Origin of the sequence: Flavobacterium album (assembly GCF_003096035.1) — a bacterium.
GTDB classification, from domain to species: Bacteria; Bacteroidota; Bacteroidia; order Flavobacteriales; family Flavobacteriaceae; genus Flavobacterium; species Flavobacterium album.
The window spans coordinates 245,153-270,225 of the sequence record NZ_CP029186.1; the positions used below are offsets into that span (position 1 = coordinate 245,153).

General features: G+C 42.4%; 37 protein-coding genes. All 37 read right to left on the reverse strand.

What is annotated here, in order from left to right; translation table 11 throughout:
• Window position 1 precedes the first annotated feature (1 nt).
• Complete coding sequence (locus HYN59_RS01050) at window positions 2–1,969, reverse strand: tetratricopeptide repeat-containing sensor histidine kinase (RefSeq protein WP_108776501.1); 1,968 nt, start codon at window positions 1,967–1,969, stop codon at window positions 2–4.
• Window positions 1,970–2,114: 145 nt separating this feature from the next.
• Window positions 2,115–3,509, reverse strand: coding sequence for a hypothetical protein (locus HYN59_RS01055; protein ID WP_108776502.1), 1,395 nt, complete (start codon window positions 3,507–3,509; stop codon window positions 2,115–2,117).
• A gap of 90 nt (window positions 3,510–3,599) precedes the next feature.
• On the reverse strand, window positions 3,600–4,145 hold the full coding sequence (locus tag HYN59_RS01060; RefSeq protein ID WP_108776503.1) for a hypothetical protein: 546 nt from the start codon (window positions 4,143–4,145) through the stop codon (window positions 3,600–3,602).
• Window positions 4,146–4,234: 89 nt separating this feature from the next.
• Window positions 4,235–5,530 (reverse strand): phosphopyruvate hydratase, encoded by a 1,296-nt coding sequence (gene eno, locus HYN59_RS01065; RefSeq protein ID WP_108776504.1) that lies wholly within the window; start codon window positions 5,528–5,530, stop codon window positions 4,235–4,237.
• Between the two features lie 155 nt (window positions 5,531–5,685).
• Window positions 5,686–6,795, reverse strand: coding sequence for a glutamine-hydrolyzing carbamoyl-phosphate synthase small subunit (gene carA, locus HYN59_RS01070; protein ID WP_108776505.1), 1,110 nt, complete (start codon window positions 6,793–6,795; stop codon window positions 5,686–5,688).
• Between the two features lie 135 nt (window positions 6,796–6,930).
• Window positions 6,931–7,443: a 50S ribosomal protein L17 gene (rplQ, locus tag HYN59_RS01075; protein ID WP_108776506.1), complete on the reverse strand. Its 513-nt coding sequence runs from the start codon at window positions 7,441–7,443 to the stop codon at window positions 6,931–6,933.
• 33 nt (window positions 7,444–7,476) lie between these two features.
• Complete coding sequence (locus tag HYN59_RS01080) at window positions 7,477–8,469, reverse strand: DNA-directed RNA polymerase subunit alpha (protein WP_108776507.1); 993 nt, start codon at window positions 8,467–8,469, stop codon at window positions 7,477–7,479.
• A gap of 20 nt (window positions 8,470–8,489) precedes the next feature.
• Window positions 8,490–9,095: a 30S ribosomal protein S4 gene (gene rpsD / locus HYN59_RS01085; RefSeq protein ID WP_108776508.1), complete on the reverse strand. Its 606-nt coding sequence runs from the start codon at window positions 9,093–9,095 to the stop codon at window positions 8,490–8,492.
• Between the two features lie 88 nt (window positions 9,096–9,183).
• Window positions 9,184–9,567, reverse strand: coding sequence for a 30S ribosomal protein S11 (rpsK, locus tag HYN59_RS01090; protein ID WP_108776509.1), 384 nt, complete (start codon window positions 9,565–9,567; stop codon window positions 9,184–9,186).
• 8 nt (window positions 9,568–9,575) lie between these two features.
• Window positions 9,576–9,950, reverse strand: a complete 375-nt coding sequence (gene rpsM / locus HYN59_RS01095) for a 30S ribosomal protein S13 (RefSeq protein ID WP_108776510.1) — start codon at window positions 9,948–9,950, stop codon at window positions 9,576–9,578.
• A gap of 2 nt (window positions 9,951–9,952) precedes the next feature.
• The gene (ykgO, locus tag HYN59_RS01100; protein ID WP_002987490.1) at window positions 9,953–10,069 is read right to left on the reverse strand and encodes a type B 50S ribosomal protein L36; all 117 of its coding nucleotides are present in this window, start codon (window positions 10,067–10,069) and stop codon (window positions 9,953–9,955) included.
• 10 nt (window positions 10,070–10,079) lie between these two features.
• Window positions 10,080–10,295, reverse strand: a complete 216-nt coding sequence (infA, locus tag HYN59_RS01105; protein ID WP_007136545.1) for a translation initiation factor IF-1 — start codon at window positions 10,293–10,295, stop codon at window positions 10,080–10,082.
• Between the two features lie 8 nt (window positions 10,296–10,303).
• Window positions 10,304–11,647: a preprotein translocase subunit SecY gene (gene secY / locus HYN59_RS01110; protein ID WP_108776511.1), complete on the reverse strand. Its 1,344-nt coding sequence runs from the start codon at window positions 11,645–11,647 to the stop codon at window positions 10,304–10,306.
• Between the two features lie 12 nt (window positions 11,648–11,659).
• Window positions 11,660–12,112, reverse strand: coding sequence for a 50S ribosomal protein L15 (rplO, locus tag HYN59_RS01115; RefSeq protein WP_108776512.1), 453 nt, complete (start codon window positions 12,110–12,112; stop codon window positions 11,660–11,662).
• A gap of 12 nt (window positions 12,113–12,124) precedes the next feature.
• The gene (gene rpmD, locus HYN59_RS01120) at window positions 12,125–12,307 is read right to left on the reverse strand and encodes a 50S ribosomal protein L30 (protein WP_099084894.1); all 183 of its coding nucleotides are present in this window, start codon (window positions 12,305–12,307) and stop codon (window positions 12,125–12,127) included.
• A gap of 13 nt (window positions 12,308–12,320) precedes the next feature.
• A complete protein-coding gene (gene rpsE / locus HYN59_RS01125) occupies window positions 12,321–12,845 on the reverse strand; it encodes a 30S ribosomal protein S5 (protein WP_108776513.1) in 525 nt (174 codons plus the stop codon).
• Window positions 12,846–12,853: 8 nt separating this feature from the next.
• A complete protein-coding gene (gene rplR / locus HYN59_RS01130; RefSeq protein WP_108776514.1) occupies window positions 12,854–13,204 on the reverse strand; it encodes a 50S ribosomal protein L18 in 351 nt (116 codons plus the stop codon).
• Window positions 13,205–13,215: 11 nt separating this feature from the next.
• Window positions 13,216–13,758 carry a 50S ribosomal protein L6 gene (gene rplF, locus HYN59_RS01135; protein WP_108776515.1) on the reverse strand — a complete coding sequence of 181 codons (543 nt, stop codon included), beginning with the start codon at window positions 13,756–13,758 and terminating at the stop codon, window positions 13,216–13,218.
• Between the two features lie 18 nt (window positions 13,759–13,776).
• Window positions 13,777–14,175 carry a 30S ribosomal protein S8 gene (rpsH, locus tag HYN59_RS01140; protein WP_108776516.1) on the reverse strand — a complete coding sequence of 133 codons (399 nt, stop codon included), beginning with the start codon at window positions 14,173–14,175 and terminating at the stop codon, window positions 13,777–13,779.
• 70 nt (window positions 14,176–14,245) lie between these two features.
• The gene (rpsN, locus tag HYN59_RS01145; protein WP_108776517.1) at window positions 14,246–14,515 is read right to left on the reverse strand and encodes a 30S ribosomal protein S14; all 270 of its coding nucleotides are present in this window, start codon (window positions 14,513–14,515) and stop codon (window positions 14,246–14,248) included.
• Between the two features lie 3 nt (window positions 14,516–14,518).
• Window positions 14,519–15,070 (reverse strand): 50S ribosomal protein L5, encoded by a 552-nt coding sequence (gene rplE / locus HYN59_RS01150; RefSeq protein ID WP_108776518.1) that lies wholly within the window; start codon window positions 15,068–15,070, stop codon window positions 14,519–14,521.
• 2 nt (window positions 15,071–15,072) lie between these two features.
• Window positions 15,073–15,387, reverse strand: a complete 315-nt coding sequence (rplX, locus tag HYN59_RS01155) for a 50S ribosomal protein L24 (RefSeq protein ID WP_108776519.1) — start codon at window positions 15,385–15,387, stop codon at window positions 15,073–15,075.
• A 12-nt stretch (window positions 15,388–15,399) separates the two neighbouring features.
• The gene (gene rplN / locus HYN59_RS01160; protein WP_007803649.1) at window positions 15,400–15,768 is read right to left on the reverse strand and encodes a 50S ribosomal protein L14; all 369 of its coding nucleotides are present in this window, start codon (window positions 15,766–15,768) and stop codon (window positions 15,400–15,402) included.
• A 2-nt stretch (window positions 15,769–15,770) separates the two neighbouring features.
• On the reverse strand, window positions 15,771–16,031 hold the full coding sequence (gene rpsQ, locus HYN59_RS01165) for a 30S ribosomal protein S17 (RefSeq protein ID WP_108776520.1): 261 nt from the start codon (window positions 16,029–16,031) through the stop codon (window positions 15,771–15,773).
• A 17-nt stretch (window positions 16,032–16,048) separates the two neighbouring features.
• Window positions 16,049–16,240, reverse strand: coding sequence for a 50S ribosomal protein L29 (gene rpmC / locus HYN59_RS01170; RefSeq protein ID WP_108776521.1), 192 nt, complete (start codon window positions 16,238–16,240; stop codon window positions 16,049–16,051).
• A 12-nt stretch (window positions 16,241–16,252) separates the two neighbouring features.
• Window positions 16,253–16,672: a 50S ribosomal protein L16 gene (gene rplP, locus HYN59_RS01175; RefSeq protein ID WP_108776522.1), complete on the reverse strand. Its 420-nt coding sequence runs from the start codon at window positions 16,670–16,672 to the stop codon at window positions 16,253–16,255.
• Window positions 16,673–16,691: 19 nt separating this feature from the next.
• Entirely contained in the window at window positions 16,692–17,459 is a 768-nt protein-coding gene (rpsC, locus tag HYN59_RS01180) for a 30S ribosomal protein S3 (RefSeq protein WP_108776523.1), read from the reverse strand.
• Between the two features lie 5 nt (window positions 17,460–17,464).
• Complete coding sequence (gene rplV / locus HYN59_RS01185) at window positions 17,465–17,878, reverse strand: 50S ribosomal protein L22 (RefSeq protein ID WP_108776524.1); 414 nt, start codon at window positions 17,876–17,878, stop codon at window positions 17,465–17,467.
• Window positions 17,879–17,883: 5 nt separating this feature from the next.
• Window positions 17,884–18,162 carry a 30S ribosomal protein S19 gene (gene rpsS / locus HYN59_RS01190; RefSeq protein ID WP_014085019.1) on the reverse strand — a complete coding sequence of 93 codons (279 nt, stop codon included), beginning with the start codon at window positions 18,160–18,162 and terminating at the stop codon, window positions 17,884–17,886.
• Between the two features lie 10 nt (window positions 18,163–18,172).
• The gene (rplB, locus tag HYN59_RS01195) at window positions 18,173–18,997 is read right to left on the reverse strand and encodes a 50S ribosomal protein L2 (RefSeq protein WP_108776525.1); all 825 of its coding nucleotides are present in this window, start codon (window positions 18,995–18,997) and stop codon (window positions 18,173–18,175) included.
• Window positions 18,998–19,003: 6 nt separating this feature from the next.
• A complete protein-coding gene (gene rplW / locus HYN59_RS01200; RefSeq protein ID WP_108776526.1) occupies window positions 19,004–19,294 on the reverse strand; it encodes a 50S ribosomal protein L23 in 291 nt (96 codons plus the stop codon).
• Window positions 19,295–19,300: 6 nt separating this feature from the next.
• A complete protein-coding gene (gene rplD / locus HYN59_RS01205; RefSeq protein ID WP_108776527.1) occupies window positions 19,301–19,930 on the reverse strand; it encodes a 50S ribosomal protein L4 in 630 nt (209 codons plus the stop codon).
• Window positions 19,930–20,544: a 50S ribosomal protein L3 gene (gene rplC / locus HYN59_RS01210; RefSeq protein ID WP_108776528.1), complete on the reverse strand. Its 615-nt coding sequence runs from the start codon at window positions 20,542–20,544 to the stop codon at window positions 19,930–19,932. Before rplC ends, rplD begins: the two co-directional genes overlap by 1 nt.
• An 822-nt stretch (window positions 20,545–21,366) precedes the next feature.
• On the reverse strand, window positions 21,367–21,672 hold the full coding sequence (rpsJ, locus tag HYN59_RS01215) for a 30S ribosomal protein S10 (protein ID WP_020213633.1): 306 nt from the start codon (window positions 21,670–21,672) through the stop codon (window positions 21,367–21,369).
• A gap of 11 nt (window positions 21,673–21,683) precedes the next feature.
• Window positions 21,684–23,819, reverse strand: a complete 2,136-nt coding sequence (gene fusA / locus HYN59_RS01220; RefSeq protein ID WP_108776529.1) for an elongation factor G — start codon at window positions 23,817–23,819, stop codon at window positions 21,684–21,686.
• Between the two features lie 30 nt (window positions 23,820–23,849).
• Window positions 23,850–24,326: a 30S ribosomal protein S7 gene (gene rpsG / locus HYN59_RS01225; RefSeq protein ID WP_108776530.1), complete on the reverse strand. Its 477-nt coding sequence runs from the start codon at window positions 24,324–24,326 to the stop codon at window positions 23,850–23,852.
• 25 nt (window positions 24,327–24,351) lie between these two features.
• On the reverse strand, window positions 24,352–24,759 hold the full coding sequence (rpsL, locus tag HYN59_RS01230) for a 30S ribosomal protein S12 (protein WP_108776531.1): 408 nt from the start codon (window positions 24,757–24,759) through the stop codon (window positions 24,352–24,354).
• Between the last annotated feature and the right edge of the window lie 314 nt (window positions 24,760–25,073).

Here is a 25,073-nt window from a genome sequence, read left to right on the forward strand (position 1 = left end):
GTTAGTTTGTTGCGTATTGTATAGGCAAATTTAAGACAATTCGTGTTCCCGAAGGCTCTCCTGCCGCATTTGTGAGCTCTTTTATTTCCACCTGCGAGGTTTTGGAGGTAAATGCCTGTATTACCTCAAGCCTTTTGCGGGTTATTTCCATGGCCATCGACTTGTGTACTGTTATTGTATTCTCCTTCAGCTGCTTCGACCTGTTGATCCCGATACCGTCATCCGTCACCGTGCATACCAGCTTTTCATCGACAAGCGCAAAATCAATACTGATGGACCCATGCACTTTTTTAGGTACGATGCCGTGTATGATGGCATTCTCTACAAAGGGCTGCAGTAATAATGGCGGTATGGCCATATCGTCTTCTATCGAAGGGTCTTTGGTGATGGTAAAATCGAACATCTTATTGAAACGTAGCTGCTCCAGTTCCAGGTAATTCTGCAGTCCCTCTATCTCTTTGTCAATAGGAATAAGCGATTCTTTGGAATACTCCAATGTGAGGCGCATCAGTTTAGAGAATTTCGAAAGGTATTTTATCGCCTGGTCGGTACCGTTCTGGACAATGAAACTGGAAATTGACCCAAGGCAGTTGAATACAAAATGCGGGTTCATCTGGAGATGGAGCGCTTTTTGCTCGTATTCGGCAAGGTCGCGCTGCAATGTGAGCCTCTTTTTCAATTGCAGCCTGCTGTATATCAAGAATGCGATACCGAAAACCAGGAGTGCCGATAAGCCCGTGAACAGCATTTGCTGCATGTGCCTTTTGGCCTGCTCGTCAAAAAGCACCTGCCGCTTTTCATTCTCGGCTTTTTGTAGTTCTGCTTTGCGCTCAAATTCGTAGTTCATCTCTTCGCGCACCATGTTCTTTATGTTCTCGCTGTTGATGATCTTGTCTTTGGCGGCAGTATATTTTTTGTAATGCTCCAAAGCCTCGGCTGCATTGCCCCGTTTTTCATAAATATCGCTCAGCCCTTTTTCAGATTCCTTCACCTGTTCCAGCACACCTATCTCGGCTGCATGCGCAGAGGATTTTTTAAAATACTCAATAGCTTCTTCGTTTTTACCCTGAAGCGCATTGATGTCACCCAAAAAACCCAAGGATGCTGATGCCCCGTATTTTTCGCCCGATTGCTCAAAAAGCGCCAGGGCTTTATTATAATAGCTTACCGCTCCTGTAAAATTATTTTTCTTTTTGTAGTAATTGCCAAAGTTATTGTACAACTCGGCCAGCCCCCTGTTATTCCCGAACTTACCGAATTGCTTTTCTGCTTCATTAAAGGACTCAAGCGCCTTTTCATCTTCGCCTTTCGCTAAGTATATCTTTCCTATGTTGGACGTTGTTATGGCCGACGAAGGGTCGCCGGTTTTTTTCTGGATCCAAAGCGCCTTATTGAAGTATTCGAGCGCCTTGTTGTATTCTTTTAGCGTCGCGTAAATGTCGCCGATGTTGTTGTACACCACCGCAACGATCTCCTCCTGCCCCGTTTCGCGAAAAAGCTTTAGGGCCTTAAAATAATATTCCAGTCCTTTGGGATAGTTATTTTGCTCCGAACAGACGATACCGATGCTGCCGTAGACATTCGCCAACCCATCCTTATAATCGTTATTCTCACTTGCCGATTTTACCAATGCCTCATATAAGGCCTGCGCATTGCTGAAGCTTTTAAGGGCCTGGGTATATTTACTCTGTATGATGTTGGCATTGCCAATGTTACGCCACGAGTCGGCTTCCTGCTGTTTTAATCCTGCTTTGTGCGCCACTTCCATCGCTTCTTTGGCGTACTTCAGCATCATTTCCGGCTCATTCTCATACTCGGCTGCTATCGCATTAAGTACTGTTGCTTTTTTGGAAGCATTGGCGGGATGTTTCAGCACCGTAAAGAGGCTGTCAAGCACTTTGGTTTGCGAAAATGACGGCATGCAGCAAAGAACCGCAAAAAAGAGAACCAGAAATTTCGAAATTTTCATACGCCGCGTGTATTACGAAGCAAAAGTATAATTTCATTCCGATTAAACATCAGCCGTTTAGAATTTAAGGGATACGATTTAGAATTTGCAATAAAAAAGGTAGTCGCCGTATGTGGGAGATGGTACTGATTATTCCTTACTTATATTACTTAATAACCTTATCAGGGAAATATTTAACCATTAGCTCTTCAACTGTCGAACGATGGCGATTGATGACGAATAGCTTAGTCCTGTCAGGCAAAGTAAAGACGGCTATAAATTCCTTCTTAAAATCCATTCTATAGTTCTTTAGCACATCAAAGCTGCCTTTTAATAAGTTTAGCGTTCTTTCATGGTCTTTAGAAACTATAAAGACTTTAGTAATCGGTAATTCATTTGCTTTTTCTATTTCGGTGACATTGATTGGAGCCGCCATCCTGCTATTGGAATAATAGCGGAAAGTCCTCCTGATATACTTCCAGTCATCACTGGTATCGGCTACAATGTACCTGTAAGTCAGTATATGTTCCAGCTCTTTGTTCCATTGCGGGAATTTTTCATCATAAAGGCCCACATATCTTTTTACAAATGCCTCGTCCATTGGCTTCTTATCCCTTATATATTCCTTTACTACAGGATATATCTCCTTTGCCATACCGGTTATGTAGCGGTTGGCATACCAGTCATCTTCCTCAATTTTGCCCTTAAGTTGTTCCGTAACGTAGGCATTTCCTAAAGCTGTCGCTAAAACTTCGTTCATCAACAACAAGGCATACTGGCTGTTGGGCGAGTTGGTATCATTGAACCATTTTTGGATATTGCCCTTCATTTTCAGGGACTGGTTATCATAAATTATATGATATATCTCGTGCATTGTCACACTGAATAACGTCTGATGGTCTTTTGAACCAAGCGGCGTTTCGCAGACGGCCACATTAAAAAATGCCCTTGCGCCCAGATTATCTTTGTCGAGCGACGGAAGCAGGTTGACCTGAAAAGGTATGTGGGAATCCCAGGTGGTGCCGTAAAAAGCCAGGCCTGCCCGGAAATAGTCCGCAAACCTCCCTGTGTCTAAATAGTCCCGAAGATTACGCTCCTGGATAGCTATAGCATCTTTATTGGGAAGACAGACCAGCTCATGGTATATCGGCAGGAAGTTTTCCAATATCCCCGAGAAGGAGAATAATATATCGCCGGGAATCAATCCAACCGACCTGTCCCTGAACTCATCTAACGTTTGACTTACTGCGAGATTCTTCTCCAACAGGTCCCTTGTCATCACCCCAGATTTGAGAGGCTGTGGATATTGCCGGTAGAAATAACTGTAATCGATCGCCAGTTGTTCAAATTCAGCGATTTTCCTAATATTGCTTTCTGTATTATATTTTGATTGTTGAAAAATGCTTTTCAGTTCATTATCAGGATAGCTATCAGAAATTTTCCCCAGAAAGTCGTATACCGCATAAGGTTCTGAAAATTGCAGCCTGAATTGCACATCAGACTGCCCAAAAAGGGAAAATGTACCAATAAATAAAAGTAGCGTAAGTATATTTTGTTTCATTTATAAAGTCGGTTAAATAAGCATTTAGAATAAAGAAGCCGCATTGATCGAACCGCCTTATGTCATCTGACAGGCTTTCCTATCATCATATTATATTCTGCTATCAAGCTCTTTACTAATTATCTGCTTCTCCTTCTTCCTTGCCATTTTCCTGTTTTCAGATTTTTCTTTGGCAAGATACCTGTTTTTATCGCCGTCAAAATGCATATTGCTCCATGCCAGTCGCGAATCCGGCCTGATCATGACACCATTCCATGGACAATCATAAGGACATTTATGTTTTGAGTAGACACCAAAACTCCTATGTTTTATTTTTTTATCAGTAAGTATCTTTTGCTGGTTTATTCTAATACTACCCCATATCATACCTTCATCGCCCTTAGTAAGCTCCTGCCCAAGATATTCAACTTCAACAAATGTCATAGGGTCTTTTAGCTGGAGAAAATCAAAGGCTTTCCTAAAAGTTTTATGTGCATAGTCTCTTAACAATAACTTGTCATCAAGGCTGAGTTTTTCATTCTCTACGATTGAACGATACAGGCCAAGCGTATTAAAATCAGTATACTTCTTATAATTATCAATGTAGAAATAATATTCCTTAAGCGTTAGTTTGTTGAATCTTTGCCCGATCTCCATTGTTGATTTGATTTATTGCTAATACAAATAAAACAAAAAATTCGGGATAAGAAATTACTTACCCCGAATTCATACTATAATTATTTTAATTATTTCTTCACTTTGAAGGCTTTCTCACCCGGGAAGTAAGCTACTTCGCCAAGTTCTTCTTCAATGCGGAGCAACTGGTTGTATTTTGCCATACGGTCAGAGCGTGAAGCCGAACCGGTCTTGATCTGGCCGCAGTTAAGGGCAACGGCAAGGTCAGCGATCGTGTTGTCTTCCGTCTCTCCCGAGCGGTGCGACATAACCGATGTGTATCCTGCATTGTGTGCCATGTTCACGGCAGCAATAGTCTCTGTAAGCGTACCTATCTGGTTTACCTTGATAAGGATCGAATTGGCAATGCCTTCGTTGATGCCTTTTTCAAGACGCTCTACGTTGGTCACAAACAAATCATCACCTACAAGCTGTACCTTATCGCCTATTTTTTCGGTAAGCAGTTTCCAGCCTTCCCAGTCGTTTTCCTGCATACCGTCCTCAATAGAGATGATCGGGTATTTCGCAGCAAGCTCGGCAAGGTATTCCACCTGCTCGGCAGATGTCCTTATTTTTCCGGTTTCGCCTTCAAATTTAGAGTAGTCGTATTTTCCGTTCACGTAAAATTCAGAAGCGGCACAGTCAAGGGCGATTTTGATATCACCGCCAAAAGTATACCCTGCTTTCTCAACAGCAAGCTTTATAGTGTCAAGGGCATCCTCGGTACCGCCTGCAAAGTTTGGCGCAAAGCCACCCTCATCGCCAACAGCAGTGCTAAGTCCGCGATCGTGAAGCACTTTTTTAAGGTGGTGGAAAACCTCAGTACCCATCTGCATGGCGTGTGTAAAGTTTTTTGCTTTTACAGGGAAGATCATGAATTCCTGGAATGCGATAGGCGCATCAGAGTGCGAACCGCCATTCACGATGTTCATCATAGGCACAGGTAGTGTATTACCGGAAACACCTCCTACGTAGCGGTATAGCGGCAGGCCAAGCTCATTCGCAGCTGCTTTCGCTACAGCCAAAGAAACACCCAGTATAGCATTCGCGCCAAGGTTCGATTTGTTGGCAGTGCCATCAAGTTCGATCATCGCTTTGTCGATAGCGTTCTGCTCAAAAACCGACATGCCAACGATTTCGGCAGCCAGCTTTACATTTACATTCTCAACGGCTTTCAAAACGCCTTTGCCCATATAATCTTTTCCGCCATCGCGAAGCTCTACAGCCTCATGCTCCCCGGTAGAAGCCCCTGAAGGTACAGCTGCCCTTCCAAGAACGCCATTTTCTGTAATAACATCTACTTCTACAGTCGGATTGCCACGGGAATCCAATATCTGCCTTGCGTGAACTTTAATAATAATGCTCATTAAATTTTTGTTTTATCGTTATTGTTTTGTCGTTTAATTTGAATAAAAACCAAATTTAATCAAATTAAAAAATGAAATTCCTTAATTTTTAAAAACTTATAAACGCAATCGTTTTAGCTTCAGTAATTTAATTCCAATATAAAAAGCGACAACTTTTATTTTTTCGCGCTCTCGATATTTGCGATAAACTGGTCGAAAAGGTAAGTTGCATCGTGCGGGCCCGGGCTTGCCTCCGGGTGGTACTGCACCGAGAAGCAGTTTTTGCTCTTCATTCGCATACCTGCCACGGTACCGTCGTTCACATGCTCGTGAGTGATCTCAAAGTCAGGATGCTTTTCAAGTTCTTCACGGACTACTGCAAATCCGTGGTTTTGCGAGGTGATTTCGCCTTCGCCGGTAAGCAGGTTGCGCACAGGATGGTTAATGCCCCTGTGTCCATTGAACATCTTATAGGTTGAAATGCCGTTGGCTAAAGCCAAAACCTGATGCCCAAGGCAGATACCGAATACCGGCTCGTTCTTATCTAATATATTACGTGCTGTTTCCTGAGCTGCAAAAAGCGGGTCAGGATCGCCGGGGCCGTTCGAAAGGAAGTAGCCATCCGGATTGAAGCTTTTCATATCCTCGTAAGTAGCATCATACGGGAAAACTTTAATGTAGCAATCCCTTTTTGCCATGTTCCTTAATATGTTTTTCTTAATGCCGAGATCCAATGCCGAAACCTTATATTTCGCATCCGGGCTGCCTATGAAGTAAGGCTCCTTGGTGGAAACTTTTGAAGACAGTTCGAGTCCCTTCATGTCCGGAACATCGGCAAGGCGCTTTTTCAGGTCTTCTATGTCGCATTTCTCGGTACAGATGGCCGCGTTCATAGCGCCATTGTCACGGATGTAGCTCACCAACGCACGGGTATCCACATCGGATATTGCTACAAGGTTTTGCTTTTCAAAGTATTCCTTCAAACCTTCAGTCGAGTTTGGCCTAGAATGGTTAAAGCTAAAGTTTTTGCAAACCAGCCCGGAGATCATTATCTTTTCGGCTTCAATTTCCTCTTCATTGGTGCCGTAGTTGCCGATATGGGCATTGGATGCTACCATGATCTGACCAAAATAGGATGGGTCTGTAAAGATCTCCTGGTATCCGGTCATCCCGGTGTTAAAGCAAACTTCGCCAAAAACGGTACCTTCAATGCCTATCGATTTACCATAAAAGATCGTACCGTCTGCCAGGAGGAGGATCGCGCGGTCCCTGTTAGAATATTTCATTATGTTGTGTGTTGTTGTGTTGCGTGCAAATTTACTTTAAAAAATCGTGAAAGCGAAACGTAATTTCAGGTCAAAAAAAAAGGACAAACCGTTAAGTTCATCCTTTTTTGATATTTGAAAATCATTGTTTCATGATTATTCAGTAGCTTCTTTGTTTTCGTCTGTATCAACAGCAGGAGCTTCTTTAGCTGCAGGAGCTTCGGCCACCGGTGCAGCAGCGTCTGCTTTCTTGGCAGTACGGCTACGGCGTGTAGTTTTCTTAGCTTCTTTAGCTGTAGCATTGTACAGTTCGTTAAAGTCTACCAGTTCGATCATTGCCATATCAGCGTTGTCACCAAGACGGTTACCAAGCTTAATGATACGGGTATATCCACCCGGACGATCGCCTACTTTAGCAGCAACTTCCCTGAAAAGTTCAGTAACCGCATATTTGTTGCGAAGGTAAGCAAATACAATACGCCTGTTGTGCGTAGTATCTTCTTTAGATTTAGTAACCAAAGGCTCAACAAACTGCTTAAGCGCTTTAGCTTTGGCAACAGTCGTATTGATACGCTTGTGCTCTATAAGTGAACAGGCCATGTTCGCAAGCATAGATTTCCTATGCCCGGTCTGCCTGCTTAAGTGATTATTCTTTTTTCCGTGTCTCATCTCTGTAGTAATGTAAACCTAAAAAGGTCCGGATTATTCTTTATCTAATTTGTATTTCGTCAAATCCATCCCGAAGTGAAGGTTTTTAGACGCTACAAGCTCATCAAGCTCTGTTAGCGACTTCTTACCAAAGTTACGGAACTTCATTAAGTCATTTTTGTTGAACGATACAAGGTCACCCAAAGTATCAACTTCAGCCGCTTTCAAACAATTCAGCGCCCTTACAGAAAGGTCCATGTCAACCAGCTTGGTCTTAAGAAGCTGCCTCATGTGCAATGACTCTTCGTCATACGATTCTGTTTGTGCTATTTCATCGGCCTCAAGTGTAATTCTTTCATCAGAGAACAGCATAAAATGGTGAATCAGTGTTTTTGCTGCCTCAGTAAGCGCTTCTTTAGGATGTATAGATCCGTCAGTGATGATCTCGAATACCAGCTTTTCGTAGTCGGTCTTCTGCTCAACACGGAAGTTCTCTATAGTATATTTTACATTCTTTACCGGAGTAAAGATAGAGTCTGTAAAAATAGTACCTATAGCTGCGTTTTGCTTCTTATTCTCTTCAGCCGGAACATATCCCCTGCCTTTCTCGATGGTAAGCTCAAGGTTTATGTTTATTTTGCTGTCCATGTTAAAGATAACAAGATCCGGGTTCAACACCTGGAAACCTGAAATGTACTTTTGGAAATCGCCGGCAGTAAGCTGGTCTTTTCCTGTAAAAGATACAGATACAGATTCGTTGTCAATATCCTCGATCTGGCGTTTAAAACGAACCTGCTTAAGGTTCAGGATTATTTCTGTAACATCTTCAACAACCCCAGGTATTGTGGAAAATTCATGGTCAACTCCTTCAATGCGAACTGAAGTAATTGCGTAACCTTCCAGTGAAGAAAGCAAAACTCTTCTAAGTGCGTTACCAACAGTCAATCCGTATCCCGGTTCCAAAGGTCTGAATTCAAATTTCCCCTGGAAATCGGTCGAATCGATCATTATAACTTTATCGGGCTTCTGAAAATTAAATATTGCCATATTTCGACTAATGTCAATTATTATTTGTTATACAACTCAACGATTAGTTGTTCTTTGATGTTTTCCGGAATCTGCAGCCTTGCAGGTACAGAAACGAAAGTACCTTCTTTGGTATCGTTGTTCCATGTGATCCACTCATAAACATGAGCAGAGTTTGATAAAGAACGCTCTATTGTATCAAGAGATTTCGATTTTTCGCGAACTGCTACTTTATCGCCGGCTTTAAGGTGGTAAGAAGGAATGTTTACCAATTCGCCGTTTACAGTAATATGCCTGTGAGAAACGATTTGCCTTGCTGCCCTTCTTGAAGGTGCAATGCCCATCCTGAATACTACGTTGTCAAGCCTTGCTTCACAAAGCTGTAAAAGGATCTCACCTGTTACACCTTTTGATGCTGCTGCTTTTTCATACAGGTTCCTGAATTGTTTTTCAAGGATACCGTAAGTGTACTTCGCTTTTTGCTTTTCCATCAACTGTACAGCGTATTCCGATTTTTTACCTCTCTTTTTTGCAAGGCCGTGCTGCCCTGGAGGGTAATTTCTTTTTTCGAAGGCTTTGTCGTCTCCGAAGATCGCCTCGCCGAATTTACGGGCGATTTTTGTTTGTGGACCAGTATATCTTGCCATTTCTAAAAATTAGTGAACAGGGGATCATGAATTCAGGTCACATCCTTCGATGATCCGTTGCCCTATTCGAATTATACTATAAAATAAATTAAACTCTTCTTCTCTTCGGAGGGCGGCAGCCGTTGTGCGGCATAGGTGTTACGTCGATGATCTCGGTAACTTCGATTCCTCCATTATGTAGAGACCTGATAGCAGACTCACGTCCGTTACCCGGGCCTTTAACGTAAACTTTCACCTTCTTAAGGCCAGCCTCAAGAGCAACTTTACTGCAATCTTCTGCTGCCATCTGGGCTGCATACGGAGTGTTCTTTTTAGAACCCCTGAAGCCCATCTTACCTGCAGATGACCAAGAGATAACTTCACCTTTCTTGTTTGTCAAAGAAATGATGATGTTATTAAAAGTTGCGCTAATATGTGCTTCGCCTGTAGACTCTACAATTACTTTACGTTTTTTTGTACTCGCTTTAGCCATACTACTTATTATTTAGTTGCTTTTTTCTTGTTAGCAACAGTTTTTCTCTTACCTTTTCTAGTCCTGGAGTTGTTCTTGGTGCGTTGTCCCCTAAGCGGAAGACCTGCCCTGTGGCGGATGCCCCTGTAACAACCTATGTCCATTAAACGTTTAATGTTCAAAGATATTTCTGAGCGAAGCTCACCTTCGATCTTGAAATAAGAAACAGCCTCACGGATGGCGCTGATCTCATCATCATTCCAGTCCTGTACTTTAGTATCTTCGCTAACTTTAGCTTTCTCTAAAATCTCTGCAGCCCTGCTTCTACCAATACCGAAGATATAAGTTAAAGCAATAACCCCTCTTTTGTTTTTAGGTATGTCTACCCCTGCAATTCTTGCCATAATTATCCTTGTCTTTGTTTAAATCTAGGATTCTTTTTGTTAATAACATATAACCTGCCTTTTCTACGCACAATGATGCACTCGGCACTTCTTTTCTTAACTGACGCTCTTACTTTCATTTTAATAGCTTTAGTATCTATAAGTAATTCTTGCTTTGGATAAATCGTAAGGACTCATTTCCAGCTTCACCTTGTCGCCCGGAAGCAACTTGATGTAATGCATACGCATCTTTCCTGAGATATGAGCAATTACAATATGCCCGTTTTCTAATTCAACACGGAACATGGCATTTGACAATGCCTCTATTATCGATCCGTCCTGTTCTATTGCTGATTGTTTTGCCATAAAAATTTTTAAGCCACTGCTTTTCTATTCTTACCACTCTTCATCAATCCGTCGTAATGCCTGTTCAACAGATAAGAATTTATTTGCTGAATGGTATCGATCGCAACCCCGACCATAATTAACAGTGATGTACCACCATAGAACAATGCCCACTGCTGCTGAACCCCAAAGTTACTTACCACTGCCGGGAACACGGCAAGGAAAGCTAAGAATAATGCTCCGGGTAAAGTAATCAATGACATGATCCTGTCGAGGTAGTCTCCGGTCTCAACACCCGGCCTTACGCCCGGTATAAAGCCCCCACTCCTCTTAAGGTCGTCTGCCATTTTGTTGGTAGGCACCGTAATTGCGGTGTAAAAGTACGTAAAAATTATAATTAATAAAGCAAAAACCACATTATAGGCCAAACCAAACACATTCTGGAATTGAGAAGTGATGGTTGCGGCAGTATCAGACTTGGATAATCCTGCCAATGCAGCAGGTATAAACATGATAGCCTGGGCAAAGATAATCGGCATAACTCCCGAAGCGTTAAGCTTTAAAGGAATCCACTGCCTGTTGCCGCCCATCATATCCTGTTCAAAATCGCCCGAAGTTGTACGCCTTGCATATTGCACCGGAATTTTCCTTACTGCCATGATCATCATGATACATGCAATAATTACAAGAAGCCATGCAACAATTTCAAGAAGCAACTGCAAAGGACCACCGTTGTTTTTGGTTACCACAGAAGTAAACTCCTGGATAAACGCCTGCGGCATCCTGGCGATGATACCTACAAGGATCAATAGCGATATACCGTTACCAATACCTTTGTCGGTGATCTTCTCTCCAAGCCACATTGCGAAAATGGTACCTGTTGCCAGTATTACTACTGATGAGAAAAGGAATGCAAAAGAGCTGGAAGGCAACAGGAATGCTCCCGGAGGCAGTGTCCTGTAAAGGTTATAGATATAGCCCGGACCCTGAACCAGTGTGATAAGAATGGTAAGCCACCTTGTTATCTGGTTTAGCTTTTTCCTGCCGCTTTCGCCTTCTTTCTGCAGTTTTTGCAGGTAAGGCACCGCGATGCCCATTAGCTGGACAACGATCGATGCAGAGATGTAGGGCATGATACCCAATGCAAATACAGATGCCTGCGAAAACGCACCACCTGTAAATACATCGATAAGCCAGCCAATACCTCCCTGGGTCTGATTAGTCAAACTGTTTAGTTGTGTAGCATCAATACCCGGTAATGTTACGTGGGCACCAAAACGGTACACAAGCAACAAACCCAGAGTAACTAAAATTCTGTTTTTTAGCTCCTCGATCTTCCAGACATTGGCAAACGCTTCGAAAAATTTCTTCATAAGAAAATAGGATTATAAAGTTACCGCTTCGCCGCCGGCAGCCTCGATAGCCGCTTTTGCAGTTGCAGTAAATTTGTGAGCAGTTACTTTTAGTTTTGCTTTAAGCTCTCCTCTTCCTAATATCTTTACCATTTCATTTTTAGTAGCCAGGCGGTTCTCTACCATTACTGCAAAGTCTACAGTATCGGTAACGATTCCGTTGTCTACAAGAGCCTGAAGCGTATCAAGGTTTACACCTTCATATTCCTTACGGTTGATGTTTTTGAAACCAAACTTAGGAACACGACGCTGTAAAGGCATCTGACCACCTTCAAAACCAATCTTCTTAGAGTAGCCTGAACGTGATTTAGCTCCTTTGTGGCCACGTGCGGATGTACCGCCTTTGCCGGAACCTTCACCACGGCCTACCCTTTTGTTTTTATTGTGAACTGAACCTTCTGCAGGTTGTAAGTTACTTAAATCCATTAGTGTATTTTGTTAGTTGATTTCTTCAACAGAAACCAGGTGTTTAACTTTGTTTACCATTCCAAGGATAGCAGGAGTTGCATCGTGCTCAACAACCTGTCCAAGTTTACGAAGGCCTAATGACTCCAGCGTAAGCTTTTGTGTTTGCGGACAGTTGATTTTACTCTTAACTTGTTTTACTTTTATTTTTCCCATGATTTCCTCAGAATTAACCTTTGAATACTTTTTCTAATGAAACGCCCCTTTGTTTTGCAACAGTCGCAGCGCTCCTCATTTGAAGTAAAGCATCAAAAGTAGCTTTAACAACATTGTGAGGGTTTGATGAACCCTGTGATTTTGAAAGTACGTCGTGAATACCTACAGACTCAAGAACCGAACGTACAGCACCACCGGCAATTACACCGGTACCGTGAGAAGCAGGCATCAATAGTACACGTGCACCACCGAATTTACCTTTTTGCTCATGAGGAACTGATTGTCCTGAAAGTGGAATCTTAACAAGGTTCTTTTTAGCATCTTCCACTGCTTTTGCAATAGCTTCAGATACGTCTTTAGATTTACCAAGACCGTGGCCCACAACACCATTCTCGTCGCCTACAACTACAATTGCAGAAAAGCCGAAAGCCCTACCACCTTTTGTAACTTTAGTAACACGATTTACAGCAACCAAACGATCCTTAAGCTCAAGGCCGCTTGGTTTTACTAGTTCTACGTTTTTATAATTATGATACATAGTTTCTCTTAGAATTTAAGTCCGGCTTCCCTTGCGCCTTCCGCTAATGATTTTACACGTCCGTGGTAAAGGTACCCACCCCTGTCGAAAGCGATGGTATCGATACCGGCTTTAAGAGCCGCTTCTGCAATTGCTTTTCCAACAGCTGCAGCCGTTTCTATGTTAGTTCCCTTTGTAATGCCTTTGTCTCTTGAAGAGGCAGCAGCCAAAGTTACACCGTTTACATCATCTATGATTTGCGCATAGATCTCTTTATTGCTCCTGAATACAGAAAGTCTTGGCATAGCAGCAGTTCCGCTTACAATCTTTCTGATCCTGAACTTAATTCTTTGTCTTCTTTCAGATTTGTTTAATGACATGTCTTAGATTTTTAAGCTGATTTACCTGCTTTTCTTCTTAATACCTCACCTACAAATTTAACTCCTTTTCCTTTGTAAGGCTCAGGCTTGCGGAAAGAACGGATCTTGGCCGCTACCTGCCCTAAAAGTTGTTTGTCGTGCGAAGCTAATTTAATGATAGGGTTCTTACCTTTTTCTGATACAGTTTCAACAGTAACTTCAGGCACAACTTCAAGAACGATGTTGTGAGAGAAACCAAGTGCAATATCTAATTTCTGTCCCTGGTTTGAAGCCCTGTAACCAACGCCTACCAGTTCAAGCTCTTTAGTGAAGCCTTCAGACACACCAACAATCATGTTATTGATAAGTGCCCTGTATAAACCGTGCTTAGACCTTTCGTCCTTGTGGTCCGAAGATCTTTCTACTATAACCTGGCCTTCTTCAAGTTTTACAGTAACATCTGCAAAGTCTTGTGTAAGCTGGCCTTTTTTACCTTTTACCGTAACAACATTACCGTTAACATCAACTGTTACGCCGGCTGGTATTGTTATTGGATTTTTACCTATTCTTGACATAGTACTCAGTCTTTATTATTAGTATACGTAACAGATTACTTCGCCACCTACATTTTGCTGTTTTGCCTGTTTTCCTGTCATCAGTCCTTTTGATGTAGAAACGATAGCAATACCTAATCCGTTAAGGATCCTTGGAAGGTTAGAAGCGCCTGCATATTTACGTAAACCCGGTTTACTAATTCTCTGGATATCTTTGATTACAGACTCTTTAGTGTCTTTGTCATACTTAAGAGCGATTTTGATGGTGCCTTGTACAGCGTTGTCATCAAATTTGTAACTAAGGATGTATCCCTGGTCAAATAAAATCTTTGTGATTTCTTTTTTCATGTTAGAAGCAGGAATCTCAACCACTTTGTGGTTTGCCCTTACTGCATTTCTAATCCTTGTCAAAAAATCGGCAATTGGATCTGTATACATATTTATTAATTTGCGGTTACGGTTTTCGGCCTGTTAAGGCCGAACCTGAAACCAATTTATAATTCTCTTTTTACCAGCTGGCTTTTCTAACTCCCGGTATAAGTCCGTTGTTAGCCATTTCACGGAAAGTTACACGTGAAATACCGAACTGGCGCATATAACCCCTTGGCCTTCCTGTAAGTTTGCAACGGTTGTGCATACGTACCGGTGAAGCGTTTTTAGGAAGCTTTTGCAGGCCTTCATAATCTCCGGCTTCAAGAAGAGCCTTCCTTTTTTCAGCATACTTTGCAACCATTGCCGCCCTTTTTACCTCGCGGGCTTTCATTGATTCTTTAGCCATAACTTAATTCTTTTTAAAAGGTAAACCTAGTTCTGTCAATAGCGACTTAGCTTCTTTATCGGTTTGGGCCGAAGTTACAAAGGTAATATCTAATCCTGATATTTTGTTCACTTTGTCAATATCAATTTCAGGGAAAATGATTTGTTCTGTAACACCCAGGTTATAATTACCCCTTCCGTCAAAACCTGTAGCCTTGATACCGTTGAAATCCCTTACGCGCGGCAGTGAAGATGTCACCAGCCTGTCAAGGAATTCATACATCCTTTCGCCACGAAGGGTTACTTTAGCACCAATCGGCATACCTTTCCTAAGTTTGAACGATGCAACGTCTTTCTTAGATATGGTAGAAACAGCTTTCTGGCCGGTAATTTTAGTAAGCTCATCAACTGCATAGTCGATAAGTTTCTTATCAGACACAGCGGCGCCTACACCACGGCTAAGAACGATCTTTTCCAGTTTTGGAACCATCATTACGTTCTTGTAACCGTATTCTTCTTTAAGAGCAGGGATCACCCTGTCCTTATATTCTTGTTTTAATCTTGGTATATAAGCCATCACTATAGTACTTGATTAGATTTTTTTGAAAACCTTACTTTCTTATCTCCTTCTGTCCTTACACCAGTCCTTGTAGTTTCCTTAGTTTTAGGATCTACAAGCGCGATGTTGGAAATATGGATAGGAGCTTCTTTCTTAACGATACCACCCTGAGGGTTTTTAGCGCTTGGCTTAGTGTGTTTAGACACCATGTTCACGCCTTCAACGATCGCTTTGTTCTTATCTACAAGGACACGCAGTACTTTACCTTCAGAACCTTTGTGGTCACCGGCAATTACCCTTACGGTGTCTCCTGATTTTATTTTAAGCTTTATCATTTCTTATAACAATTAAAGCACTTCAGGTGCCAATGATACAATTTTCATGAATTGTTTTTCACGAAGTTCCCTTGCTACAGGACCAAAAACGCGAGTTCCCCTCATTTCACCGGCAGCATTCAACAATACGCAAGCGTTATCGTCAAACCTGATGTATGAACCGTCGGCTCTTCTCACTTCTTTTTTGGTACGTACAACAACTGCAGTTGAAACAGCACCTTTCTTAACGTTACCGTTAGGTGTTGCATCTTTAATAGACACTACAATTTTATCTCCAACAGAGGCATAACGACGTTTCGTTCCCCCTAATACACGGATGGTCAAAACTTCTTTTGCTCCCGTGTTGTCTGCTACTTTTAGTCTGGATTCCTGTTGTACCATAATTACTTCGCTCTTTCAATGATTTCTACTAACCTCCAACATTTAGTCTTACTCAAAGGACGTGTTTCCATGATCCTTACTGTATCACCAATGTTACAGTCGTTCTTTTCGTCGTGTGCAACAAATTTCTTTGTTTTCAATACGAACTTACCGTATAGCGGGTGTTTTACCCTTGTAGTTTGAGATACAACAATGGATTTTGCCATTTTGTTGCTGGTTACTACACCAATTCTCTCTTTTCTTAAGTTTCTTTTTTCTTCCATCTTTTGGCAGAATACAATTATTGTAACTCTCTTTTTGTAAGCTCAGTGGCTACCCTTGCGATAGACCTTCTTACGGTCCTTATCTGTAGCGGGTTCTCTATAGGAGAAATAGCGTGAGCTGATTTTAGGTCGGCATATGTTTTCTGTAACTCACCAAGTTTGCTTTGAAGCTCGGCTGCAGATAGATCTTTTATCTCTGATTGTTTCATAATAATATCGGATTATGCTTCGAAATCTCTGGCGATGATAAATTTGGTTTTCACAGGCAGCTTTTGGGCAGCAAGGCGAAGTGCCTCTTTAGCAACGGCCAATGGCACGCCTCCTACTTCAAACATTATCTTACCTGGTTTAACAACGGCAACCCAGTACTCAACAGCACCTTTACCTTTACCCATACGTACCTCAAGAGGTTTTTTAGTGATAGGCTTATCCGGGAATATTTTGATCCACAACTGGCCTTCCCTTTTCATGAAACGGGTTGCAGCGATACGTGCAGCCTCGATCTGGCGGGAAGTGATAAAAACTGAATCTAAAGATTTGATACCAAACATACCATTAGAAAGTTCATGACCCCTTTGGGAAATGCCCTTCATCTTACCTTTCTGTACCTTGCGGTATTTTGTTCTTTTAGGCTGTAACATTTTTCTTTAGTTTTTTTAATTACTTTCTTTTGCGTTGGCCTGATTTATCGCCACCCGGACGACCACCCGGCCTTCCGCCTTGTGACCTGTTGTCCCTGTCCTGAGATCCTGCAGATTTAGACTGTTTTTTGTCCATACCTACTAACGGAGAAAGATCTCTTTTGCCATAAACCTCACCTTTCATGATCCACACTTTGATACCCATCCTACCATAAGTAGTGTGAGCTTCTGCAAGTGAGTAATCGATGTCAGCCCTGAAAGTTGATAGAGGAATCCTACCTTCTTTGAACATTTCCGAACGTGCCATCTCAGCACCGTTAAGACGGCCTGAAATCATCACTTTTACACCTTCTGCGTTCATACGCATAGCGGCAGCGATAGCCATTTTGATAGCCCTCCTGTAAGAGATACGGCTTTCGATCTGGCGGGCAATGCTTGTACCTACAAGGTAAGCGTCAAGTTCCGGCCTTTTGATTTCAAAGATGTTGATCTGAACCTCTTTGTCGGTAATTTTCTTAAGTTCTTCTTTCAGCTTGTCTACTTCCTGGCCGCCTTTCCCGATGATGATACCAGGACGTGCAGTAGTAATAGTAACGGTTACAAGCTTAAGGGTCCTCTCGATGATTACCTTAGACACACTAGCTTTAGATAAACGGGCATGGATATATTTCCTGATTTTGTGATCTTCGGCAAGCTTGTCACCGTAGTCATTTCCACCATACCAGTTAGAATCCCAACCCCTGATGATACCAAGGCGATTTCCTATTGGATTTGTTTTTTGTCCCATTTCTCTTAGTTGCTTTGTGTGTTATTATTCTTAGCTCCAAGCACGATAGTTACGTGGTTAGAACGTTTCCTTATCCTGTGAGCGCGGCCCTGCGGTGCAGGACGAAGCCTTTTCAGCATCATTCCGCCGTCAACCCTGATTTCTTTTACGAAAAGGCCGGCGTCTTCAAGACTTTCTTCAGCGTTCTTTTGCTGCCAGTTGTTGATGGCTGATAGCAACAGTTTTTCAAGCTTGCGTGAAGCCTCTTTTGAACTGAACCTTAATATATTTAGCGCTAATTCTACCTTCTGGCCCCTTACAAGATCCGCAACAAGGCGCATTTTGCGTGGCGAAGTAGGGCAGTTATTTAGCTTAGCGAAAGCAATAGACTTATTAGCCTCTTTTCTTGCTTCTGCGGTTTCTCTTTTACGAACTCCCATTGCTATTATTTTTTACCTTTATTTTTAGCACCAGCGTGGCCCCTGAAAGAGCGCGTTGGCGAAAATTCTCCTAATTTATGACCTACCATATTCTCTGTAACGTAAACCGGTACGAATTGACGACCGTTGTGTACTGCGATAGTCTGCCCAACAAAATCCGGGGTGATCATCGAAGCGCGAGACCATGTCTTAACAACTCCTTTGTTTCCCTTCTCGATATTTTCCTGAACTTTCTTATCTAATTTATAGTGAACGAAAGGTCCTTTCTTTAATGAACGTGCCATATCTTACTTATTATTTCTTTCTACGTTCTACGATATACTTATTACTTGGGTTAACTTTAGAACGAGTCCTGTAACCTTTAGCCGGAAGACCTTTCCTTGAGCGTGGGTGACCTCCTGAAGAGCGTCCTTCACCACCACCCATCGGGTGATCTACAGGGTTCATCGCTACCGGCCTTGTCCTTGGCCTCCTGCCTAACCAGCGTGACCTACCGGCTTTACCGGAAACGATCAACTGGTGGTCAGAGTTGGAAACTGCTCCAATAGTAGCCATACATGTAAGAAGGATCAACCTTGTCTCACCTGAAGGCATTTTGATGGTAGCATATTTTCCGTCCCTTGCCATAAGCTGTGCAAAAGTACCTGCACTACGAGCGATAACCGCTCCCTGCCCAGGACGTAGCTCAATACAAGATATAACAGTTCCAAGAGGAATTTTGCTTAGAGGTAAAGCGTTACCAATTTCCGGCTGAGCATCAGCTCCCGAAGTAACAACCTGGCCTACCTGAAGCCCGTTTTGCGCAATGATGTATGCTTTCTCACCATCAGCATAGAACAATAGAGATATGAATGCTGAACGGTTTGGATCGTATTCGATTGTCTTAACCGTAGCAGGGATACCCGCTTTAGTCCTTTTGAAATCGATCATACGATACCTTTGCTTGTGACCACCGCCTGTATAACGCATGGTCATTTTTCCTTGACTATTTCTACCGCCTGAGTTTTTTTTCGGTGCGATCAATGAACGCTCCGGCTTATCAGTTGTAATAGTGTCAAAGCTATTTACAACTCTAAAACGCTGACCCGGGGTAATAGGTTTTAATTTTCTAACTGACATTTTCTATTAGATATTATTATAAAAATCTATTGTTTCACCTTCCTGTACTTGTACGATAGCTTTTTTGTAAGCATTCGTCTTTCCTGAGATCAAGCCACTCTTAGTGTACTTAACCGATCTATCAGCCCTGTAGTTCATTGTGTTTACATCAACAACAGCAACACCATAAGCAGCCTCAACCGCATTTTTGATCTGGATTTTGTTTGCTTTCTTGTCAACCACAAAACCAAAACGGTTGAAAACTTCTCCGTCTTTAGTAATTTTTTCAGTTACGATAGGTTTAATTATGATACTCATGGCGTATTATTTGCTTAAATTTTCCTCAATTCCTTCTAACGCGCCTTCCAAAAGAACTAAATTATTCGCGTTTAAAATCGAATAAGTGTTTAATTCTGAGATAGTTACAACATTAGAAGCCTTTAAATTGCGTGACGACAAATATACATTTTTATTTGTATCACCCAACACAATTAAAGATTTTTTGTTCTCTAACCCTAAAGCTTTCAAAACGTTAAGGAAATTTTTAGTGCTTGGAGCGTCGAAATCGAAGTTCTCTACTACTGTAAGATTTGACTCCTGAGCTTTCATTGTGAAAGCTGATTTCCTTGCCAAACGCTTAAGGTTTTTGTTCAGCTTGAAGGAGTAGCTTCTTGGCCTTGGGCCGAAAATTGTACCTCCACCTTTAAACAAAGGGTTCTTGATACTACCAGCACGGGCTGTACCGGTTCCTTTTTGCTTTTTAATCTTGCGTGTACTTCCGGTTACCTCAGCTCTTTCTTTAGCCTTGTGGGTTCCCTGCCTCTGGTTAGCAAGATATTGCTTAACATCAAGGTATACAGCATGCTTATTAGGCTCAATTGCGAATACTGAATCAGAAAGAGTGATCGTCCTGCCAGTTTCTTTTCCGTTGATATCTAATACTTTTACTTCCATTACTTCTGAATGATTACATAAGAGTTTTTGTGTCCTGGTATAGCACCTTTAACAACAAGCAGGTTCTTATCAGCCACTACTTTTAAAACTCTAAGGTTTTGAACTGTTACATTATCTCCTCCTGTTCTTCCTGCCATGCGCATTCCTTTGAATACACGTGAAGGATACGATGATGCTCCAACAGAACCCGGCGCCCTAAGACGGTTGTGCTGACCGTGAGTAGCTTGTCCTACACCGCCAAAACCGTGGCGTTTTACAACACCCTGGAAACCTTTACCTTTAGATACACCCTGTACATCTACGAATTCGCCTTCAGCGAACACGTCCACAGTTAGTACATCGCCTAACTTGTGCTCATTCTCAAATTGGAATTCAACGACTTTTTTCTTCGCAACAGTACCTGCTTTCTTAAAGTGGCCAAGAGCCGCTTTAGTAGCATGCCTTTCTGCTTTGTCATCGAAACCAAGTTGCAACGCTTCATACCCGTCAACCTCGTTGGTTCTGACTTGGGTAACAACGCATGGGCCAGCTTCGATCACGGTACAAGGGATGTTTTTCCCATTCTCGTCAAAAATACTGGTCATGCCGATCTTTCTACCAATTAACCCAGACATATTAAACTTTTATAAATTAATAAATTGAGAACAGCGCATACTGCTCCCTTAAGAGGGCGCAAAGTTAATTATCTTTTTTGCATATGCAACACTTTACAAATAGTTTTTTCTAACTTTTTTGCACGTAACTAAAAGAAATTAAATTTATTACGCACTATTTAGCGTTTGTCCGCCGGCACGTGGTAAAAAAACCAGAATATTATACCGTTTCCCGCAATAAAGCTTGCGCACCCAAACGCAACTTTTTCAGGGTGTGCCCATCCCATGCAATGGCCGGCGCAGGGCCGGGCTCTCGCCTTTATCTGTCTTCGTTCCTACGGCAGGATATCGGCTCCATCCCTCATGCGGAGCTGCACTCGTACTCAATAGTTACGCCCTTTCAGGGCCTGAATACGCCTTGCATTCCCATACCCCGGGCGATGCCCGGAGCTAAGAGGTATAACCCCGTTAGGGTGCTCAAATGCTGACTGTCTCGTCCTAAAAAAGTTTATAGATTTTTAATTAGCCCTGCCAAACATTTACAGCAATAATTAAAATCCTGTACTGTGATGTTACGATTTCTACAATAATAGTTCCCCATACATCACATCTGAATTCTGAAAAATTTTATTAAATATAATTTACACACTTTCCCAACCCCAACGGGGTTACACATTTTAGCCATAGGCAACGCCTATGGAAAATAAACGCCACCTACCTCCCAGCCCTAAAAGGGTGCGACATTAATCACATTTAAACCTACAAGGCTCTAAAAACCTGCAGAAAATAAAAACAAAAAGCCCCGGTATTACACCAGGGCTAATTTATCTGTCGTATGAATTATCACACTTTGATCTCTACTTCAACACCGCTCGGAAGCTCTAATTTCATAAGAGCGTCGATAGTTTTTGAAGATGAACTGTAAATATCAAGAAGCCTTTTGTAAGAGCTAACTTCAAACTGCTCCCTTGATTTTTTATTCACGTGCGGTGAACGTAGTACAGTAAAGATTTTCTTGTGCGTAGGAAGCGGAATAGGACCCGTTACCACAGCGCCTGTACTTTTTACAGTCTTAACGATCTTCTCGGCAGATTTGTCTACCAGGCTATGATCGTATGATTTTAGTTTTATTCTGATTTTTTGACTCATTTTCTTTCTAATTAAGCGTTACCTTTTGCTTTTTTAATTACATCATCTGCAATGTTGGAAGGTGTCTCAGCATAGTGAGAGAATTCCATTGTAGAAGTAGCACGTCCTGAAGATAGTGTCCTTAGGGTAGTCACGTAACCGAACATCTCAGAAAGAGGCACGCTTGCTTTAACTACTTTAGAACCCGCCCTGTCATCCATGTTGTTGATCTGTCCGCGGCGACGGTTAAGGTCACCTACGATATCACCCATGTTCTCTTCCGGCGTAAGCACTTCAAGTTTCATGATCGGCTCAAGGATAACAGCACCTGCGCTCCTTGCAGCTTCTTTATAACCCATTTTGGCTGCAAGTTCGAATGAAAGCGCATCCGAGTCAACAGGGTGGAATGAACCGTCAAGAAGTACAACCTTCATGCTGTCCATTTCGTAACCTGCAAGAGGGCCTTGTTTCATAGCCTCTTTAAAGCCTTTCTCGATAGCAGGGATGAATTCCCTTGGGATGTTACCACCTTTAACTTCGTTAACGAATTGAAGTCCCATTGGTACTTTTCCGTCAACTTCGTCTGCAGGCCCGAGACGGAATACGATATCACCGAATTTACCACGACCACCGGATTGCTTTTTGTAAGTTTCCCTGTGCTGTGCTTCACGTGTGATAGCTTCTTTGTACTCTACCTGCGGCTCGCCCTGGTTAACCTCTACCTTAAACTCACGCTTAAGACGGTCTACAAGGATATCAAGGTGAAGCTCACCCATACCGGAGATGATCGTTTGTCCTGAAGCATGGTCAGTCCTAACGGTAAACGTTGGATCTTCTTCAGCAAGTTTAGCCAAAGCCATACCCATTTTATCAACGTCGGCCTTAGTTTTAGGCTCAACAGCGATACCGATTACCGGATCAGGGAAGTTCATACTTTCAAGAACGATAGGGTTTTTCTCATCAGAAAGGGTATCACCAGTCTTGATGTCTTTAAAGCCTACAGCTGCACCAATATCACCTGCCTCGATGTACTCGATTGGGTTTTGCTTGTTAGCGTGCATCTGGTAGATACGGGAGATACGCTCTTTGTTACCTGAACGGTTGTTAAGAACATACGAACCTGCATCAAGACGGCCTGAATAAGCCCTGAAGAACGCAAGACGACCTACATAAGGATCGGTTGCGATCTTGAACGCAAGCGCCGCGAACGGCTCAGTAACTGATGGCTTACGCGTGATAGGCTCGTCAGTATCAGGGTTTGTACCTTCGATAGCTTCTTTATCAAGTGGCGAAGGAAGGAATTTACAAACTGCATCAAGCATGAACTGAACACCCTTATTTTTGAATGAAGAACCGCAAAGCATAGGGATGATAGCCATATCTATGGTAGCTTTCCTTAGCGCTTCGTTGATCTCATCCTCAGTAATTGAGCTTTCATCTTCCATGAATTTCTCAAGAAGGCTCTCATCATAACCGGCAACCTCTTCAATAAGCTGTGCCCTGTACTGGTGTGCTTCTTCTTTCATATCGTCCGGGATAGGCACGATATCGAATGTAGCACCCTGTGTTTCATCATGCCATATGATAGCCTGGTTCTTGATAAGATCTACCACGCCTTTGAAATCAGCCTCGTCACCGATCGGAAGTACGATAGGCACCGCGTTCGACTTAAGCATGTCTTTCACCTGCTGGCAAACAGCAAGGAAGTTAGATCCCTGGCGGTCCATTTTGTTCACAAAGCCCATACGCGGCACTTTGTAGTTATCAGCAAGCCTCCAGTTAGTTTCAGACTGTGGCTCAACACCGTCAACGGCGCTGAAAAGGAACACAAGTCCGTCAAGCACCCTTAGGGAACGGTTTACCTCAACGGTAAAGTCAACGTGTCCCGGGGTATCGATGATGTTGAAGTGGTAATCTTTAGAATCGCCGGTAGTCTTACCTTGGTCTGTAGGGAAGTTCCATGTACATGTTGTCGCGGCCGAAGTAATGGTAATACCCCTCTCCTGCTCCTGCGCCATCCAGTCCATGGTTGCTGCACCGTCATGCACCTCGCCTATCTTGTGGGATTTACCCGTATAGAAAAGGATACGCTCGGTAGTTGTAGTCTTACCCGCGTCAATATGGGCAGCAATACCTATGTTTCTCGTATATTTTAAATCTCTTGCCATTATTTATTAGATGTGATGTTTCTTTATGAATTAAAACCTGAAATGTGAGAATGCTTTGTTAGCTTCTGCCATCTTGTGAGTATCCATCCTCTTTTTAACAGCAGCACCTTCTTCTTTAGCAGCAGCTAATATTTCAGAAGCCAGCCTTTGAGCCATAGATTTCTCGTTTCTTCTTCTTGCATAAAGGATCATCCATTTCATTGCCATAGAGATCTTCCTGTCCGGACGGATCTGCATTGGTATCTGGAATGTTGCACCACCAACCCTGCGGCTGCGTACTTCTACGTGCGGCATTACGTTGTTGATAGCATCTTTCCATGTTTCAAGCGCTGATTTCTCAGCGTCCTGCTTTTTAGTCTCAACGATGTCGATAGCATCATAGAACACTTTGAAAGCAGTTGATTTTTTACCGTCCCACATTAAGTTATTCACAAAACGTGTAACCAATTGGTCATTAAACCTTGGATCTGGCAAAAGAGGTCTTTTTTTGGCCTGTCTTTTTCTCATGTCTTTTCTTTAAAGTGTCCTTAAATTACTTTTTCTTTCCTGTTGCTGCTGGCGCTTGTCCTGGTTTTGGACGTTTTGCACCATACTTAGACCTGCGCTGTGTCCTTCCGGCTACACCGGCGGTATCCAAAGCACCGCGAACGATGTGGTACCTTACACCCGGTAGGTCTTTTACTCTTCCGCCTCTAACTAATACTATCGAGTGCTCTTGAAGATTGTGTCCTTCTCCAGGGATGTACGCGTTCACCTCGTTACCATTTGTCAAACGAACCCTTGCAACTTTACGCATTGCAGAGTTTGGTTTTTTTGGTGTTGTGGTGTACACACGTGTACATACGCCCCTTCTTTGAGGACAGGAATCTAAAGCAGCCGATTTACTCTTCTTAGTTATCTGGGCTCTCCCTGTTCTTACTAATTGTTGAATTGTTGGCATAATTAAATACTAAAAATTTCTTTTGATTAAAAAATCCCGCTTTTTACGGGGTTGCAAATGTAGGGATTAAAATTTATAAAACAAATTGTAAATCATTAATTTTCAAACACGTTCTGCTAGGCAAATACAGTAAAAGAATTTCCAGCCACGAATTACACTAATTCCCACAAATTTCTTTCCTACAAGCCCCATATAACATTCAAAAATTTAAACATTCCTTCAATTTGTGGAAATTCGTGTAATTCGTGGCAAAAAAACACCATCTTCATCGTTGATATTATTTCGGTTATTTTTGCGTTATTTTACAGCTAACA

What these genes read in the sequence shown, in the direction of transcription:
- HYN59_RS01050 (WP_108776501.1), bottom strand. Translation starts at nt 1,969, where the DNA reads ATGAAAATTTCGAAATTTCTGGTTCTCTTTTTTGCGGTTCTTTGCTGC.
- HYN59_RS01055 (WP_108776502.1), bottom strand. Translation starts at nt 3,509, where the DNA reads ATGAAACAAAATATACTTACGCTACTTTTATTTATTGGTACATTTTCC.
- HYN59_RS01060 (WP_108776503.1), bottom strand. Translation starts at nt 4,145, where the DNA reads ATGGAGATCGGGCAAAGATTCAACAAACTAACGCTTAAGGAATATTAT.
- eno (WP_108776504.1), bottom strand. Translation starts at nt 5,530, where the DNA reads ATGAGCATTATTATTAAAGTTCACGCAAGGCAGATATTGGATTCCCGT.
- carA (WP_108776505.1), bottom strand. Translation starts at nt 6,795, where the DNA reads ATGAAATATTCTAACAGGGACCGCGCGATCCTCCTCCTGGCAGACGGT.
- rplQ (WP_108776506.1), bottom strand. Translation starts at nt 7,443, where the DNA reads ATGAGACACGGAAAAAAGAATAATCACTTAAGCAGGCAGACCGGGCAT.
- HYN59_RS01080 (WP_108776507.1), bottom strand. Translation starts at nt 8,469, where the DNA reads ATGGCAATATTTAATTTTCAGAAGCCCGATAAAGTTATAATGATCGAT.
- rpsD (WP_108776508.1), bottom strand. Translation starts at nt 9,095, where the DNA reads ATGGCAAGATATACTGGTCCACAAACAAAAATCGCCCGTAAATTCGGC.
- rpsK (WP_108776509.1), bottom strand. Translation starts at nt 9,567, where the DNA reads ATGGCTAAAGCGAGTACAAAAAAACGTAAAGTAATTGTAGAGTCTACA.
- rpsM (WP_108776510.1), bottom strand. Translation starts at nt 9,950, where the DNA reads ATGGCAAGAATTGCAGGGGTAGACATACCTAAAAACAAAAGAGGGGTT.
- ykgO (WP_002987490.1), bottom strand. Translation starts at nt 10,069, where the DNA reads ATGAAAGTAAGAGCGTCAGTTAAGAAAAGAAGTGCCGAGTGCATCATT.
- infA (WP_007136545.1), bottom strand. Translation starts at nt 10,295, where the DNA reads ATGGCAAAACAATCAGCAATAGAACAGGACGGATCGATAATAGAGGCA.
- secY (WP_108776511.1), bottom strand. Translation starts at nt 11,647, where the DNA reads ATGAAGAAATTTTTCGAAGCGTTTGCCAATGTCTGGAAGATCGAGGAG.
- rplO (WP_108776512.1), bottom strand. Translation starts at nt 12,112, where the DNA reads ATGGATTTAAGTAACTTACAACCTGCAGAAGGTTCAGTTCACAATAAA.
- rpmD (WP_099084894.1), bottom strand. Translation starts at nt 12,307, where the DNA reads ATGGGAAAAATAAAAGTAAAACAAGTTAAGAGTAAAATCAACTGTCCG.
- rpsE (WP_108776513.1), bottom strand. Translation starts at nt 12,845, where the DNA reads ATGTATCATAATTATAAAAACGTAGAACTAGTAAAACCAAGCGGCCTT.
- rplR (WP_108776514.1), bottom strand. Translation starts at nt 13,204, where the DNA reads ATGTCATTAAACAAATCTGAAAGAAGACAAAGAATTAAGTTCAGGATC.
- rplF (WP_108776515.1), bottom strand. Translation starts at nt 13,758, where the DNA reads ATGTCAAGAATAGGTAAAAATCCAATAACAATACCAGCCGGCGTAACA.
- rpsH (WP_108776516.1), bottom strand. Translation starts at nt 14,175, where the DNA reads ATGTATACAGATCCAATTGCCGATTTTTTGACAAGGATTAGAAATGCA.
- rpsN (WP_108776517.1), bottom strand. Translation starts at nt 14,515, where the DNA reads ATGGCTAAAGAATCAATGAAAGCCCGCGAGGTAAAAAGGGCGGCAATG.
- rplE (WP_108776518.1), bottom strand. Translation starts at nt 15,070, where the DNA reads ATGGCTTATATACCAAGATTAAAACAAGAATATAAGGACAGGGTGATC.
- rplX (WP_108776519.1), bottom strand. Translation starts at nt 15,387, where the DNA reads ATGATAAAGCTTAAAATAAAATCAGGAGACACCGTAAGGGTAATTGCC.
- rplN (WP_007803649.1), bottom strand. Translation starts at nt 15,768, where the DNA reads ATGGTACAACAGGAATCCAGACTAAAAGTAGCAGACAACACGGGAGCA.
- rpsQ (WP_108776520.1), bottom strand. Translation starts at nt 16,031, where the DNA reads ATGGAAGAAAAAAGAAACTTAAGAAAAGAGAGAATTGGTGTAGTAACC.
- rpmC (WP_108776521.1), bottom strand. Translation starts at nt 16,240, where the DNA reads ATGAAACAATCAGAGATAAAAGATCTATCTGCAGCCGAGCTTCAAAGC.
- rplP (WP_108776522.1), bottom strand. Translation starts at nt 16,672, where the DNA reads ATGTTACAGCCTAAAAGAACAAAATACCGCAAGGTACAGAAAGGTAAG.
- rpsC (WP_108776523.1), bottom strand. Translation starts at nt 17,459, where the DNA reads ATGGGACAAAAAACAAATCCAATAGGAAATCGCCTTGGTATCATCAGG.
- rplV (WP_108776524.1), bottom strand. Translation starts at nt 17,878, where the DNA reads ATGGGAGTTCGTAAAAGAGAAACCGCAGAAGCAAGAAAAGAGGCTAAT.
- rpsS (WP_014085019.1), bottom strand. Translation starts at nt 18,162, where the DNA reads ATGGCACGTTCATTAAAGAAAGGACCTTTCGTTCACTATAAATTAGAT.
- rplB (WP_108776525.1), bottom strand. Translation starts at nt 18,997, where the DNA reads ATGTCAGTTAGAAAATTAAAACCTATTACCCCGGGTCAGCGTTTTAGA.
- rplW (WP_108776526.1), bottom strand. Translation starts at nt 19,294, where the DNA reads ATGAGTATCATAATTAAACCTATCGTAACTGAAAAAATTACTAAAGAC.
- rplD (WP_108776527.1), bottom strand. Translation starts at nt 19,930, where the DNA reads ATGGAAGTAAAAGTATTAGATATCAACGGAAAAGAAACTGGCAGGACG.
- rplC (WP_108776528.1), bottom strand. Translation starts at nt 20,544, where the DNA reads ATGTCTGGGTTAATTGGTAGAAAGATCGGCATGACCAGTATTTTTGAC.
- rpsJ (WP_020213633.1), bottom strand. Translation starts at nt 21,672, where the DNA reads ATGAGTCAAAAAATCAGAATAAAACTAAAATCATACGATCATAGCCTG.
- fusA (WP_108776529.1), bottom strand. Translation starts at nt 23,819, where the DNA reads ATGGCAAGAGATTTAAAATATACGAGAAACATAGGTATTGCTGCCCAT.
- rpsG (WP_108776530.1), bottom strand. Translation starts at nt 24,326, where the DNA reads ATGAGAAAAAGACAGGCCAAAAAAAGACCTCTTTTGCCAGATCCAAGG.
- rpsL (WP_108776531.1), bottom strand. Translation starts at nt 24,759, where the DNA reads ATGCCAACAATTCAACAATTAGTAAGAACAGGGAGAGCCCAGATAACT.